Annotated in this window: 15 protein-coding genes; 8 read left to right on the forward strand and 7 right to left on the reverse strand. The window is 70.5% G+C overall.

Annotated features, from left to right (window positions below):
• Positions 1-20: 20 nt before the first annotated feature.
• Entirely contained in the window at positions 21-680 is a 660-nt protein-coding gene (locus tag ACPCHZ_RS18880) for a sensor domain-containing protein (protein WP_423486131.1), read from the forward strand.
• On the opposite strand, the gene ACPCHZ_RS18885 is transcribed toward ACPCHZ_RS18880, so the two are convergent.
• Positions 675-1,244, reverse strand: a complete 570-nt coding sequence (locus tag ACPCHZ_RS18885; protein ID WP_423486132.1) for a class I SAM-dependent methyltransferase — start codon at positions 1,242-1,244, stop codon at positions 675-677. The two genes, ACPCHZ_RS18880 and ACPCHZ_RS18885, sit on opposite strands and share 6 nt — an antisense overlap.
• Positions 1,245-1,412: 168 nt before the next feature.
• Between ACPCHZ_RS18885 and ACPCHZ_RS18890 the strand changes: the two genes are divergently transcribed.
• The gene (locus ACPCHZ_RS18890) at positions 1,413-2,126 is read left to right on the forward strand and encodes a lysostaphin resistance A-like protein (RefSeq protein WP_423486400.1); all 714 of its coding nucleotides are present in this window, start codon (positions 1,413-1,415) and stop codon (positions 2,124-2,126) included.
• A gap of 17 nt (positions 2,127-2,143) precedes the next feature.
• Positions 2,144-2,869, forward strand: a complete 726-nt coding sequence (locus ACPCHZ_RS18895; protein ID WP_423486133.1) for a phosphotransferase — start codon at positions 2,144-2,146, stop codon at positions 2,867-2,869.
• 5 nt (positions 2,870-2,874) lie between these two features.
• On the opposite strand, the gene ripD is transcribed toward ACPCHZ_RS18895, so the two are convergent.
• From ripD to ACPCHZ_RS18915, 4 genes are all read right to left on the reverse strand, one after another.
• A complete protein-coding gene (ripD, locus tag ACPCHZ_RS18900) occupies positions 2,875-3,399 on the reverse strand; it encodes an NlpC/P60 family peptidoglycan-binding protein RipD (RefSeq protein ID WP_423486134.1) in 525 nt (174 codons plus the stop codon).
• A 274-nt stretch (positions 3,400-3,673) separates the two neighbouring features.
• Positions 3,674-4,174 (reverse strand): thiol peroxidase, encoded by a 501-nt coding sequence (tpx, locus tag ACPCHZ_RS18905; RefSeq protein WP_423486135.1) that lies wholly within the window; start codon positions 4,172-4,174, stop codon positions 3,674-3,676.
• A 61-nt stretch (positions 4,175-4,235) separates the two neighbouring features.
• Positions 4,236-5,345: a spore photoproduct lyase family protein gene (locus tag ACPCHZ_RS18910; RefSeq protein ID WP_423486136.1), complete on the reverse strand. Its 1,110-nt coding sequence runs from the start codon at positions 5,343-5,345 to the stop codon at positions 4,236-4,238.
• Positions 5,346-5,386: 41 nt separating this feature from the next.
• Positions 5,387-6,910 carry a hypothetical protein gene (locus ACPCHZ_RS18915; RefSeq protein ID WP_423486137.1) on the reverse strand — a complete coding sequence of 508 codons (1,524 nt, stop codon included), beginning with the start codon at positions 6,908-6,910 and terminating at the stop codon, positions 5,387-5,389.
• Positions 6,911-7,008: 98 nt separating this feature from the next.
• Between ACPCHZ_RS18915 and ACPCHZ_RS18920 the strand changes: the two genes are divergently transcribed.
• Genes ACPCHZ_RS18920 through ACPCHZ_RS18940 form a run of 5 tightly spaced genes read left to right on the forward strand, consistent with a single transcriptional unit; the run spans position 7,009 to position 9,979 of the window.
• Positions 7,009-7,302: a hypothetical protein gene (locus tag ACPCHZ_RS18920; RefSeq protein WP_364984022.1), complete on the forward strand. Its 294-nt coding sequence runs from the start codon at positions 7,009-7,011 to the stop codon at positions 7,300-7,302.
• Positions 7,303-7,331: 29 nt separating this feature from the next.
• The gene (locus ACPCHZ_RS18925; protein WP_423486138.1) at positions 7,332-8,522 is read left to right on the forward strand and encodes an NAD(P)/FAD-dependent oxidoreductase; all 1,191 of its coding nucleotides are present in this window, start codon (positions 7,332-7,334) and stop codon (positions 8,520-8,522) included.
• Positions 8,523-8,547: 25 nt separating this feature from the next.
• Positions 8,548-8,979: an MOSC domain-containing protein gene (locus ACPCHZ_RS18930; protein ID WP_423486139.1), complete on the forward strand. Its 432-nt coding sequence runs from the start codon at positions 8,548-8,550 to the stop codon at positions 8,977-8,979.
• 41 nt (positions 8,980-9,020) lie between these two features.
• Positions 9,021-9,716: a thiaminase II gene (gene tenA / locus ACPCHZ_RS18935; protein ID WP_423486140.1), complete on the forward strand. Its 696-nt coding sequence runs from the start codon at positions 9,021-9,023 to the stop codon at positions 9,714-9,716.
• Between the two features lie 47 nt (positions 9,717-9,763).
• Positions 9,764-9,979, forward strand: a complete 216-nt coding sequence (locus ACPCHZ_RS18940) for a hypothetical protein (RefSeq protein WP_364984013.1) — start codon at positions 9,764-9,766, stop codon at positions 9,977-9,979.
• A 1-nt stretch (position 9,980) separates the two neighbouring features.
• Here ACPCHZ_RS18940 and ACPCHZ_RS18945 read toward each other — a convergent pair whose 3' ends face one another.
• Positions 9,981-11,351, reverse strand: a complete 1,371-nt coding sequence (locus tag ACPCHZ_RS18945; protein ID WP_423486141.1) for an amino acid permease — start codon at positions 11,349-11,351, stop codon at positions 9,981-9,983.
• A 90-nt stretch (positions 11,352-11,441) separates the two neighbouring features.
• The gene (locus ACPCHZ_RS18950) at positions 11,442-12,413 is read right to left on the reverse strand and encodes an o-succinylbenzoate synthase (RefSeq protein WP_423486142.1); all 972 of its coding nucleotides are present in this window, start codon (positions 12,411-12,413) and stop codon (positions 11,442-11,444) included.
• Between the last annotated feature and the right edge of the window lie 2 nt (positions 12,414-12,415).

Raw genomic sequence — 12,415 nt, forward strand, 5'->3', positions numbered from 1 at the left:
GCGCAGCCTACGATCGACTCATGCGGCACGGTCGAATCCGCGCAGTCGTGGTCGGTGCCGCGGCCGCCGTGGTGATGGCGGGATGCGGCGCCGAAGTCGGAGAAGCCGGTCCGCCGCCGGTGGATCCGCTGACGAGCATGTTGCTCAGCGAGACGGAGGTCAACGCGATCGTCGCGCCTGCGGTGCTGACGACGACGTTCACCTACCGCAAGCTCTTCGCGCTGCGCGCGGGCAAGGCCTACGCGCCTGCGGAATGCCTTGCCGTCGAAGCCAACACGATGAGCGAGGTGTACCAGGGCAGCCCATACCGTGCGGTGCGCGGTGCGGTGCTCGACGCCGACGACGAGAGCGCCGACCTGGACCAGGGAGTGATCGAATTCGAATCTCCGGCCGCGGCAACCGCATTCGCCGACAGGACGGTGGCCACCTGGCAGCGCTGCGCGGGTGGGGTGCTGACCGTCACCGACGAGGACCCGCAGCCGTGGGTGCTGTCGATGGACGAGCCGCAGCGCGACGACGGCGTCGAGCTGGTTCGCGTCCGGTCCGACAACGGTTACGTCAGTACCCACGCGATGCGCGTGGTCGGCGATGTGGTGGTCGACGTCCGCGCGTCGCACGAAGGCGTCAGCGAGCACGCGGTGGCGCTGGTGAACGCGATCTCGGGGCGCAGCAGTCTATGAGGTGACCGCTCGGGCGGTGGCGGTCCACCCGTAGGGATTCGTGCGCACCTCGATCTCCTCGAAGCCCGCCGCAGCGAGCCTGGACGCCAGCGAGTCGGGGTCGACGGGGTTGTAGGTGTCGCCCTCGTGGTGGGCCTCGAGTTCGTCGCCGGCCAGGCTGTCACTCGCGACCAGTGCCGCCCCGGGGGCGAGCACCCGAGCGATCTCGGCGAAGAGCCGATCCTGCAGTTCCGCCGTCGGGACGTGGTGCAGCATCGTGAAACACGCCGCGCCGGTGAACCGGTCCCCTTCGTAGGGCAGCGCGGTGGCGTCGCCGTGCACGATGTCCACCGAGGGCGCCGCAGAGAAGCGCTCGGTCAGCATCGCGGCCAGGTCGGCGTCGATCTCCACCGCCGTCACGTGGCCTGCAGCCCGACTGAGCACGTCGGTGGTCGCGCCGTATCCCGGTCCGACCTCGAGGACGTCGTCACCGAGATCGGTAGTGCCCAGGGCCCACGGCAGGATGACCTCCCGGATCATCTGCCGCCACTCGTCACTGCCGCAGCGCTCGTGTGCCTCGTTCACCCGCTCACTCCTGCCCGATCGGTGTGCTCGTCGCAGAGTCTGACACATGCGCGCCCGCCTCTGAGTCGGGTCGTGGATTGGCGGCCGGCGCTGCCGCGGAACTGCAGTAGCGTCGAAGACGTGAATGCCGAACACAATCCGGTTGTGGTGCCCGGACCACCCGAGGCCATAGTCCCGCCGCCGGTCCTGCCCGCGGCGCGGCCGCACCGCTGGGGCGTCGGCGCGTACCTGGTGGTGGTGACCACCTACGTGGCGGTCGGGCTCCTGTTGCTGCTGGCGTTGCGCGGCGGCGAGGCGTCGGTGGGGAAGATCGCGACGGTTCTGGTGGTCCCCACCGTCTGCGCCGCCGGTCTCGCGGTCCTCATCACGCGGTGGCGGGGCAACGGGCCACGCATCGACCTGCGGATGCACTGGACGTGGCGCGGCCTCGGATGGGGTGCGTTGTTCGGATTCGGCGGGCTGTTCATCACGCTGCCCGCCGCGGCGCTCTACCTGAAGATCGTGGGGCCCGAGGCGAATTCCGCGGTGGGCGCGGTGTTCGGGGACGTCCGGACGTCATGGGCATGGGCGGTGGCCATCTTCTTCTGTGTGGTGCTGGTCGCACCGGTGTGCGAAGAGATCGTGTACCGCGGGCTGCTGTGGGGCGCAATCGACTGGCGGTGGGGCCGGTGGGTGGCCTTCGCGGTGACGACCGTGCTGTTCGCGCTGGCCCACTTCGAATTGATGAGGACGCCACTGCTTCTCATCGTCGCGATTCCGCTCGGACTGGCCCGGCTGTACACCGGGAGCCTGGTCGCCAGCATCGCCGCCCATTCGGTCACCAACCTGCTGCCCGGCATCGTCATCATGCTCACGCTGGTCGGCCGGATGCCCACCGTCTGACGCGCGGGACTGGAGCCATGAGCGCACCGACCGGCCCGACCCCGGTGCCGCCCGTGGTCGACGCCATCGCCGCGGGCAGGCCGGTGGCCGCGGTGTGGGTCAACGAACTCGGCGGCGTCACCTTCCAGATCGGCACCGGCGATCGTCGGGAGTTCGTCAAGATCGCACCTGCGGGCCGACCGCACCTACTGGCCGCCGAGGCCGAGAGGATGCGCTGGGCGGCAGGCTTCGTCCGAGTCCCCCGAGTCATCGGTGCCGGCGCCGGGTGGCTGCACACCGCGGGCATGCCCGGACGCTCGGCGGTGGACCCGCATTGGCTCGCCGCGCCGCGAACGGCGGTCCGCGCCATCGGTTCCGGGCTGCGGCGCCTGCACGACACCCTGCCCGTCGCCGGGTGTCCGTTCGACTGGTCGGTGCAGACGCGGCTGCGCCGCGAGGTGCCGCCCGAGACCCGCGCGAGCATGGGCGAGGTGCCGCCCGTCGGCCGGATGGTGGTCTGTCACGGCGACGCCTGCGCGCCCAACACCCTGATCGACGACGACGGTGTGTTCGCCGGACACGTCGATCTCGGCGACCTCGGGGTCGCGGACCAGTGGGCCGACATCGCCGTCGCACTGCTGTCGCTGTCGTGGAACTTCGGACCTGCCGACTGGGAGGACGAACTCCTGGCGGCCTACGGCGTGGCGCGCGACGCGACGCGCATCGACTACTACCAGCGACTGTGGCGGGCCGGCGACACCTGACCCGGTCAGGCGATGAAGCGGCCGAGGTACGGCATCATGTTGGCGGTGCGCACGGGCGTCACGGCCACGGCCGGGTCGGTCGCCTCCAGCATCTGCCCGTTGCCCAGGTACAGCGCCACACTCTGCGTCCCGTTCGGACCGTAGAACAGCAGGTCGCCCGGCAGCGCCTGCGCAGGCGCCACCTTCGCCGCAGCCAGGAACTGGTCTCCCGACGAGCGCGGGATCTTCACGCCGACACCGGAGAACGCGTAGAGCATCAGGCCCGACGCGTCGAAGCCCGCCACGTTGGCGGTCGGGTCGAACGCCAGCACGGCGGGGTCGGCATCCTTGCGGGCGGCCTTGCTCGTCGGACCGGTGGCGTCACCGCCGCCGTAGACGAACGGCACGCCGCGTTGTGCGAGCGCGCGGGCGATCACGTAGTCGATGGCCTGCTGATGCGCCGTCGAGCGGGTGTAGGGCTCGGCCGAGGCGTGGCCCGCGGTCACCAGCAGCATGGCCACACCGATCACAACGGCATAGAAACGCCTCATCGAACTCCACTCCCTGCACTGCGAGAACTGCCGCGTCGGAACCGACGCGTTGGTTGACATCTGTCACCACAGTCACTTCTACAACTTCGGGGCGACGGAACGCCAACTGGGCGGACCGCACAGCGAAGGAGATGCCGTACCGATACCGAAAGGTGATCAATGCCAGGTCAGAGGCGGTTCCGACGTGTTCTGGCTCACCACGCCGAACGTGCGATCACTGCGAGAATCGAGGCGATTCTTCGCAGTGACCGCACGTTCGCGGCAGAGGAGGTGCCTAGGCGGACTTCAGCGCGGCGAGCGCGGCGTCGTAGTCGGGTTCGGTGCCGATCTCGGGCACCAGTTCGGCGTACGCCACCTTCTGATCGGCGCCGATCACCACGACGGCGCGCGCGAGCAGGCCTGCCATCGGTCCGTCGGCGATCGTGATCCCGAAGTCCTCCCCGAAGCTGTCGCGGAATGCCGAGGCCGTCTTGACGTTCTCGATGTCCTCGGCGCCGCAGAACCGCTTCTGGGCGAACGGAAGGTCCTTCGACACGCAGAGCACCGAGACGCCGCCGGCCGCGGCGCGCTCGTTGAACGTCCGCACGCTGGTGGCGCACACCGGGGTGTCGACCGACGGGAAGATGTTGAGCAGAACGGGGGCGTCGCGGAAGACGTCGTTCGTCACCGCGCCGAGATCGGTTCCGGTGAGGGTGAACTGCGGTGCCGCTGAACCCACGGCGGGCAGCTCCCCGACCGTGTTGATCGGATTTCCACGCAACGTTATCTGTGCCATGACCACAGTCTGCCAAGGTGTGACCGTCGATCGGGAGCCAGGGTGCGCGGGCCCGCGGCGCTCAGGTCCAGTACAGGACCCGCGCGACGGGCAGCACCTCGGCCAGCTCCGCCTCGAACCAGGACCGCATCTGCGCCATGGTGTCCTTCGGATAGACGTACTTGGCGGAGCCGAACTTGCCGAACTTGCGGGTGCGGCCCGATTCGTCCATGTCCAGCTTGGTCCGCGGGTACCACCCCAGCAGCACGTCCTTGCTCGACGCGGTGAACCGGTGGGTGATGCATTCGACGGTGAGGTCGGGATCGGGGACGCCGGCGAGCGCGGCGGCGACGTCACGCAGCGGGGCCGCATATCCGTCGCGCCACTGCGGCGTGGCCATGATCGGCGCGATGGTCAGCCCGACGGGATAGCCGGCCAGCGCGAGCGTGCGCATCGCCGCGAGCCGGCGCGCCAGCGGCGCGGTGCCGCCCTCGAACCGGCGGGCGACGTCGTCGGCGTTGACCGAGAACCGCACCCGGGTGCGTCCGGCGTGCGGCAGGCCGGTCAGCGCGGCGACGTTGTCGAACTTGGTGGTGAAGCGCAGCCCCACCGGACCCGCCCAGTCGCGGGTGCCGACATGGGCGACCGCCGTCGACAGCGAGCCGGTGAGGTGCTCCAACGCGAGCGGATCGGTGTAGCAGGAGGCCTCGAACGTGGTGCCCTCGCCCGAGCGCGCCTCGGAGGCCGAGGTGATCGTGCCCTGGCCGACGTGCTCGTCCATCGCCGCGAGGATCTCCGGAAGATTGGCGTAGACGCGGGTGATCGGCGGACCCGACAGCGAGCCGGCGAGATAGCAGTACTGGCAGTGCGCCGGGCAGCCCTCGGCGAGGTCCATGCGCCAGTCGGCGCTGGGCGGGATGGGCTGCAGCCGACGCTTGCTGGGCGGCGCGACCACGACGGCGAGCGTGCGCTTGGCCAGGGCGTAGGCCGCCCGGTCGTTCTCCGCGCGCACCGGCGGCAGCCGATCGCCGGACAGCACCGTGATGTCGATGACGCCCGCGGCGTCACACCGGTCGATGATGGCGGCCCCGTGCGGCGTCTCCGACGCCGAGCGCGTCACCAGTACGCGTTGAGGAGTCCACAGCGTCGGGGTGGCGGGGGCATGGTCGGCGGGGATGCTGGCAGTCGTCATATGCCCTGTTCAACGCCGTACACGGGAGGCGAATTTCCCGCTCACGGCGTCGTGGTTGTGGGGATGGTCACGGGCTCGCGCGCGGCGAGGTACGGCCGCGCCAGGGCGAGCGCCGTGCCCGTCGCCGCGACGAGGACGTAGACCGGCAGCAGGTGCCCGAAGTCGGTGTAGCCGATCGAGAAGTGGATCACCAGCACGGGCAGGGTGCCGAAGGCGCACCCGATCAGCAGTGCCCACCACACCCAGGTCTCGCCGCGCCGCCAGCCCCACATGCTGATCAGCAGCACGGCCAGCCCGGCGCCGATCAACGCGCCGCCGAAGCCGGCCCGATCGTGGGCGATGAACGACAACAATTGCGGGCCCGCCGAGTCGAGTGTGTGCGCATCGGTGCCCATGAAGGTCAGGTCGGTCGGCACGAACACCGACGTGAGGCCGACCGTGGAGATGACGGCGCCCGCGACGAAGAGGCCACCGCCGACCCCGATCATCAGCAGCTGGCCCCACAACGCCCGGCGCCGTTCGGATTCCGGGCCCTCGGCCGGGGCGCGCCACGACGGCGGCGCACCGCCGCGGCACACCGCGAGAAGGAACATCGGGAACAACACGATGACGACGAGGGTGTGCAGCGGCTCGAAGAACCCGGTGCCGAGAAAGTACAAGTAGGTCAGGAACGTCACCAGGCCGGAGATCAGCAGCGCGTTGCGGGCCCATCGGCGCCCCAGCCGCATTCCGCCCCACGCCAGCCCCAGGTAGAGCACGCCGATGCCGATCATGTTGCCGGCCATGGTGATCCGGTCGTGCTGCAGGAAGCCGACCAGATGATGGTTGACGGCGTGCAGGTCGGCGACGGACGCCCCGAGGTAGTCCCGGTCGTACCACAGCAGCACCGGCCAGAGCGCGATCATCGCAGCGCCTGCGCCGGCGACGATCATGCCCAGCCCGACGAGGACACCCCACAGCCAGCCCGGCCAGCGGCGGGGGTCGCCCGGTGCGTCGCGCAGCGTCGGCGGCGGCGGTGACGTCTCCGCGGCCGCCTCGATCACCCGGTTGAACCAGCCCGGGCCCGCGGCGAGCAGCACCGCCGGAGTGGCGAGCACCCTCGACCCCTGCCGCAGCGCCTCGACGGCGCCGGCAATCGCCGGGTCGTCCAGGCGGACTGCCGCCCGGTCCTCCCCCACGGTGACCTCGTCGGCGTAGGGGGCGGCCGCCCGCGCGGTGGCGTCGTCGACGGCGACGGCGACGACGCGGCAGGCCCGACCCGCGGTGGCGGCCCGCAGGCCGTCGATGTCGGCGGCGCCCACCGGGCCGATCTCCACGATCCCTGCGCCCTGCACCGGCAGAACGGTGACCGAGTCGCGGGCGACGGACAGCGGCACGGACGCGCCGAAGCGGCCCGCCCACTCAGGCGGCGACCGCGGGTGGTCGAACACCCGCGGGATCCAGCGTCGGCCGCCGGCGAACCGGATGAGTGCCGCGAGCAGGCGCAGCGCCAGCACCCGCGTCCGGTGCGCACCCAGCACGGCCCCGGCGACGGGACTCAGCGGGTGGTAGGTCCAGTCCGGCACCTCCCGATCGTCCCACGGCCGACGACCGTGACCGGGCGGCGAATTCGCCCTCGAGGCGAGGCGAGGCGCTGCGCGGCCGGCGCTGGTTTACTTCACCCATGTTCCGCATCGACGGGCTCAACGGGGAAAGCATCGTGGTCGACGGCAACTGGGTCGAGAAACTCAGGACCGGATCGTCGCGGGGCCGCAACCCGGCCGACCAGTACTCCGACACCCGGGTCGACGAGCTCACCCGCCGCAAGAAGTTGTTCGGCCGTGAAAAGGAGCACCTGCTGCAGGTGACCGTCAGCGTCGGCACGTTCTACTCGCTGCTCGTGCCCGCCGAGCGGCGCGCCGAGGTGGACGCCCTGATCGCCGAGCTCGAACAGGCCAGGACCCGGGCGAAGGGTTGACCGCCGCCGTCTGAGGGTAGAGCGCGGGCATGGTTGCCGACGGTTCGTACGACGTCCTGGTCATCGGCGGCGGCAACGCGGGCATCAGCGCCGCCGCCCGCCTGATCCGCCAGGGTGTCGAGGACGTCGCCGTCATCGAACCGCAGCAGGTGCACACCTACCGTCCCCTGCTGTCCTACGTCGGCGGCGGGGAGGCCGCCCTGCAGAGTGCCGAACGGACCCAGCGGTCCGTCACGCCCCGCGGCTGCGACTGGATCCGCGACTCGGCCGTCGGGGTGGACGCCGCGCAGCGCGTCGTGGAGTGCGCCTCCGGGCGGCGCTACGGGTACCGGGACCTGATCCTCGGACCAGGCTTGGTCCCCGACAACGACGCGCTACCCGGCGTGGACGCCGCGATGGCCACGTCCTCGGTCGCGAGCAACTACCTGAACCAGGCCGAGGAGACCTGGCGACTGGTGCGCGACCTCCCCCCGCACAGCCGGGCCGTCTTCACGGTGCCCCGGCCGCCGGTGAGTTGCACGGGCACCACCGTCAAGCCGCTGTTCCTGGCGGCCGCCCACTGGCACAAGACCTCTCGACCGGTCGACATCACGCTGGTGATCGACCGGCCCCGGCTGCTCGGCGTGCCGGAACTCGACGACCGACTGCTCGGCCGCTGCGATGAACTGGGCGTGCACGTCATGCACGACACGGCGGTCACCGCCGTGGATCCCGGTGAGCGCCGAATCACGGTCGCGGACAAGGCCGGACAAGTCAGTGAGGTGCCCTACGACATGCTCCACCTCGTGCCGCCGTTCCGGGGGCCGCAATGGATCGAGGCCTCCGGCCTCGGCGGCCGGGCGCCGCACGGCCTCATCGACATCGATCCGCTGACGCTGCAGCACCGCGACCACGCCAACGTGTGGGCGGCCGGCGACGCCGCCGCCGTGGACACCGACCCCTCCGGTGGCGCACTGCGGCGCCAGATCTCGATCCTGGTGGACAACCTGCTCGCCGCGCGCGCCGGCCGACGCCTCGACACCTACGACGGCTACACCGTCGCCCCCGTCACCACCTCGGCGCACCGCCTCATCCCCGGCGAGTTCGACCGCAGCGGCGCGATCACCTCGTCGCTGCCGTCGTTCATCGACCCGCTCGCCGCACGGCGCAGCGCCTGGGCGTTCGACCGCTACGGACTGCCACGCAGCTATTGGAACCTCATCCTCAAGGGGCGGCTGTAAGCGCCGCGGTCCTACACTCGCGTCGGTGAACGTAGTCGCCATCAACATCGCCCCCGGCCGCCGGCTGCCTATGCGTTCGGTCGAGGCGGTCGTCGCCGAGGAAGGCCGGGGCCTGATCGGCGACCGTTATCACGGCACCCGGCACAGGCACGTCACCATCCAGTCCCAGACGTCGCTCGACGCGGCGGCCGACGACCTCGGACACCCTTTCGAGGCCGCCGCGACGCGCCGCAACATCACCGTCGACGCCGGCGAGATCCCTACCGCGCCCGGCACCTTGGTGCGCATCGGCGACGTCGAACTCGAGGTGGTGCGGGTGGTGGCACCGTGCCGGCTGCTCGACGATGAGATCGGTCCCGGCGCCGCGGCGGCATTGCGTCGCCGCGGCGGCTCGGCCTGCCGGCTGCTCGGCTCGGGCACCATTCGCCTCGGTGACGCCGTCGTGTTCGCGCACTGACCGCACGTCGACATCGGCCCGCGCCTGCGAGGATGGTCGTCGTGACGACACCAACCATCGGCGCGTCGGATCCGCACTCCTGGTCGGCGCGGCTGTGGCGCGATATCGCGCCGACGTTCGGCGCCATCCTCGACCATCCCTTCCTGACCGGCCTGACCGACGGCAGCCTCGACGCAGGCGCGTTCGCCGAGTACGTGGCGCAGGACGTGCACTATCTGCGTGACTACGCCCGGGCGCTGGCGCTCGTCGGTGCCAAGGCGCCGACACTGACCGACACGGCGATGTTCAGCAGGCACGCCGCGGAGGTCTTCGACGTCGAGCTGGAACTGCACAGCTCGCTGCTGCCCGACCTCGGCCTCGACGCGGCCGCCCTGGCCGAAATCACCGCGAGCCCGACGACGGTCGCCTACACCAGCTACCTCATCGCCACCGCGTACGGCGGGAGCTTCGCCGACGGACTGGCCGCGGTCCTGCCGTGCTACTGGATCTACGCCGAAGTCGGTGCGGCCCTTGCCGATCGGGGGTCGACGGATTCCCGCTACCAACGCTGGATCGACAGCTACGGCGGTGATGAGTTCGCCGCGACCGTCACGCAGGTGCTCGACCTCACCGACCGCATCGGACCGGCGCTCACCGCCGAGGAAGAGACCGTCGCCCGCGCGCACTTCGCGACCACCGCCCGCTACGAGTGGATGTTCTTCGACGCCGCGTACCGGCGTCAGGAGTGGCCGGTCTGACCTGCCGGAATGCGGTGGATTCGCATGAGGGGTAGAAACGGCGGGACATGAACGTCCTGCTGATCACCGGGTATCTCGCCGGATGGGTGCTCACCACCTTCCTACTGCTGCGCCCGGACGTCGCGGCCGACCCGCAGCACCGGGGACACCGGGCCGTGCTCAACCTCGTCGGCGTGGCCTGCGCCATCGCGCTGGCCGCGGTCTGGCCGCTGTCGGGATGGCTGCTGCCGATGATCCGGGCCGCGCTGCGCGAGCAGGAGTGAGCTACACCGGTGTGGTGTCGTGGCTGCGCCGGCGGTGCACCAGCACTCCGGCACCCACGATGAACAACGCCGACACCGTCGAGAGCAGGATCGCCTGCTGCTGACCGGGATCGAACGCCATCAGCACGAGCACCGCGATGATGCACACGATGACGATCCCGGTCAGATAGGGGAACAGCCACATCCGCAAGGGCAGCTCCTCGCCCTCCGCGCGCATCCGCCTGCCCAGCACGAACTGGCTCGCCGCGATGGCCAGGTAGATGAACAGCGCCACGGCGCCACTGGTCGCCAGCAGGTAGGCGAAGATCTTCTCCGGCAACAGGTAGTTGCCGATCACCGTGAGGAACCCGACGAACGTCGACGCCAGCACCGCCACCCACGGCGCGCCGTTGCCCGCGACCTTGCGCACCACCTGTGGCGCGTCGCGGCGATCGGCCAGTGAGAACAACATCCGGGACGCGGTGTAGAGCGCCGAGTTCAGGCACGACGCCACCGCGGTGAGGATCACCAGGTCCATGATCAGCTTGGATCCCGGGATGCCGATGGCCTCCAGCGTCGACTGGTAGGAACCGTCCTCGAGTTGGTCATAGGGCATCAGGGCGACGATCACGAAGATCGAGCCCAGATAGAACAGCGAGATTCGCCAGATCACCGAGTTGACCGCCCTGCTGATCCCCTTGGACGGGTTCGGCGACTCGGCGGCCGCGATCGTCACGATCTCGGTGCCCATGAACGAGAACATGGTGATCAACATGCCGGCGATCACCGCGCCGAAACCGTTGGGCATGAACCCGTCCGGCTCCCACAGCTGCTGGACCCCGCTCACCTGTGAGTCGGGGATGATGCCGAAGATCGCGGCCAGGCCGATCCCGATGAATGCGACGATCGCGACGACCTTGATCAGGGCGAACCAGAACTCGAACTCACCGTAGTTGCCGACGCTGGCGAGGTTGGTCACCGTCAGCAGCAGCGTGACCGCGAGCGCCCAGAACCACTGGGCGCCACCGACGAGGTTGGACAGGATCTCCGCGGCGGCCGTCGCCTCCACCGGGATCACCAGCACCCAGAACCACCAGTACAGCCAGCCGACCGAGAAGCCCGCCCAGCCGCCGAACGCCCGGTCGGAGTACACCGAGAAGGACCCGGTGTCGGGATTGGCGGTGGCCATCTCCCCGAGCATTCGCATCACCAGCACCACCAGGGTGCCGGCCAGGAAATACGAGATCAGGACCGCAGGCCCGGCCTCCTTGATCGCATTGGCCGACCCCACGAACAATCCGGCGCCGATGACGCCGGCGATCGAGATCATCGTGATGTGCCGCGACTTGAGGCTTGTGCCCAGGCCGTTGGCCGTCGTGGTCTGCTCACTCATCACATCGCCGCCTTTCGGGGAGGGATGCCCGGCGTGCCGTCCCCACGACGGCAGATCGACAGTCTGCCCGAATCGCTTTTCCGCGAAACGTCAGCTGCCCACTGCGCGACGCAACCGGTCCCGCCACCAGGTGACGCGGGCGGGATCGGTGATCGCGAACCTGTCGAGGAGCGCACGGTCGGGTCCCGCGGGCATCGGCGCCACCGGCAGGTACCCGTCGGCCGGGATCAGGCTCCTGCCGGCGACGACGTCGCCGCCGCGCAGCAGGCCGGTGCCGAGCCCGCACGCGAATCTCAACTGCGGCAGCACGCCGGCCAGTGCCAGTCCGGCGGCCAGTCCCACGCTCGTCTCACCCGCCGATCCCACGGTGCACGGCAGGCCGGTCGCCTCCGCGACCCGAAGCGCGCGTCGCACACCGCCCAGCGGCCCGCACCTGAGCACGGCGAGGTCCGCGGCGTCGGCGAGCGCGGCAGGCGACCACCCGGCGAGGTCGACCACCGACGCGTCCACGGCGATGAGCACACCGACCGTGCGGTGCACCGCGGCAAGCTCTTCGATTGTGCGGCAGGGATGTTCGACGAACTCCAGGCCGCCGGCGGCGTCAGAGAGCTCCTCGATCGCCCGCACCGCGGTGTCGGCGTCCCACGGCCGGTACGGGATGCAGCGCAGCGCCCCGGTCGCGCCGATGGCGTCGCGGACGGCGGTGACCCGGGCGACGTCGCCCGCGAGTGAATCGGCGGTTCCGACGACGGTGACGTCGGCGGCCCGGCAACCGGACGAGGCGGCCATCGCGTGTGCGCGATCGGCACCGACGGCGGGAACCGGAACGGCGATGGGCACCCGGCCGCGCACCGGGTCGGGCCACCCCACGGTGCCCGGTTCGGCGGCTGCGGTCAGCCAGCGCGCCACCTCGGCGTCATCGCAGTCGACGGGCGGGCCGAACTCGCCCCACCCCTGCGGGCCCTCGATCAGCATGGCTTCGCGCACCGTCGGTTCACCCCCGGCATCGATCGCCGGGATGGCGAACGCGGGCGCGGTGTCGAAGTCGATTAATGTTCTCACCA

The organism is Mycobacterium sp. NPDC050041 (genome assembly GCF_049541695.1).
In the GTDB taxonomy this organism is placed as follows: Bacteria; Actinomycetota; Actinomycetes; order Mycobacteriales; family Mycobacteriaceae; genus Mycobacterium.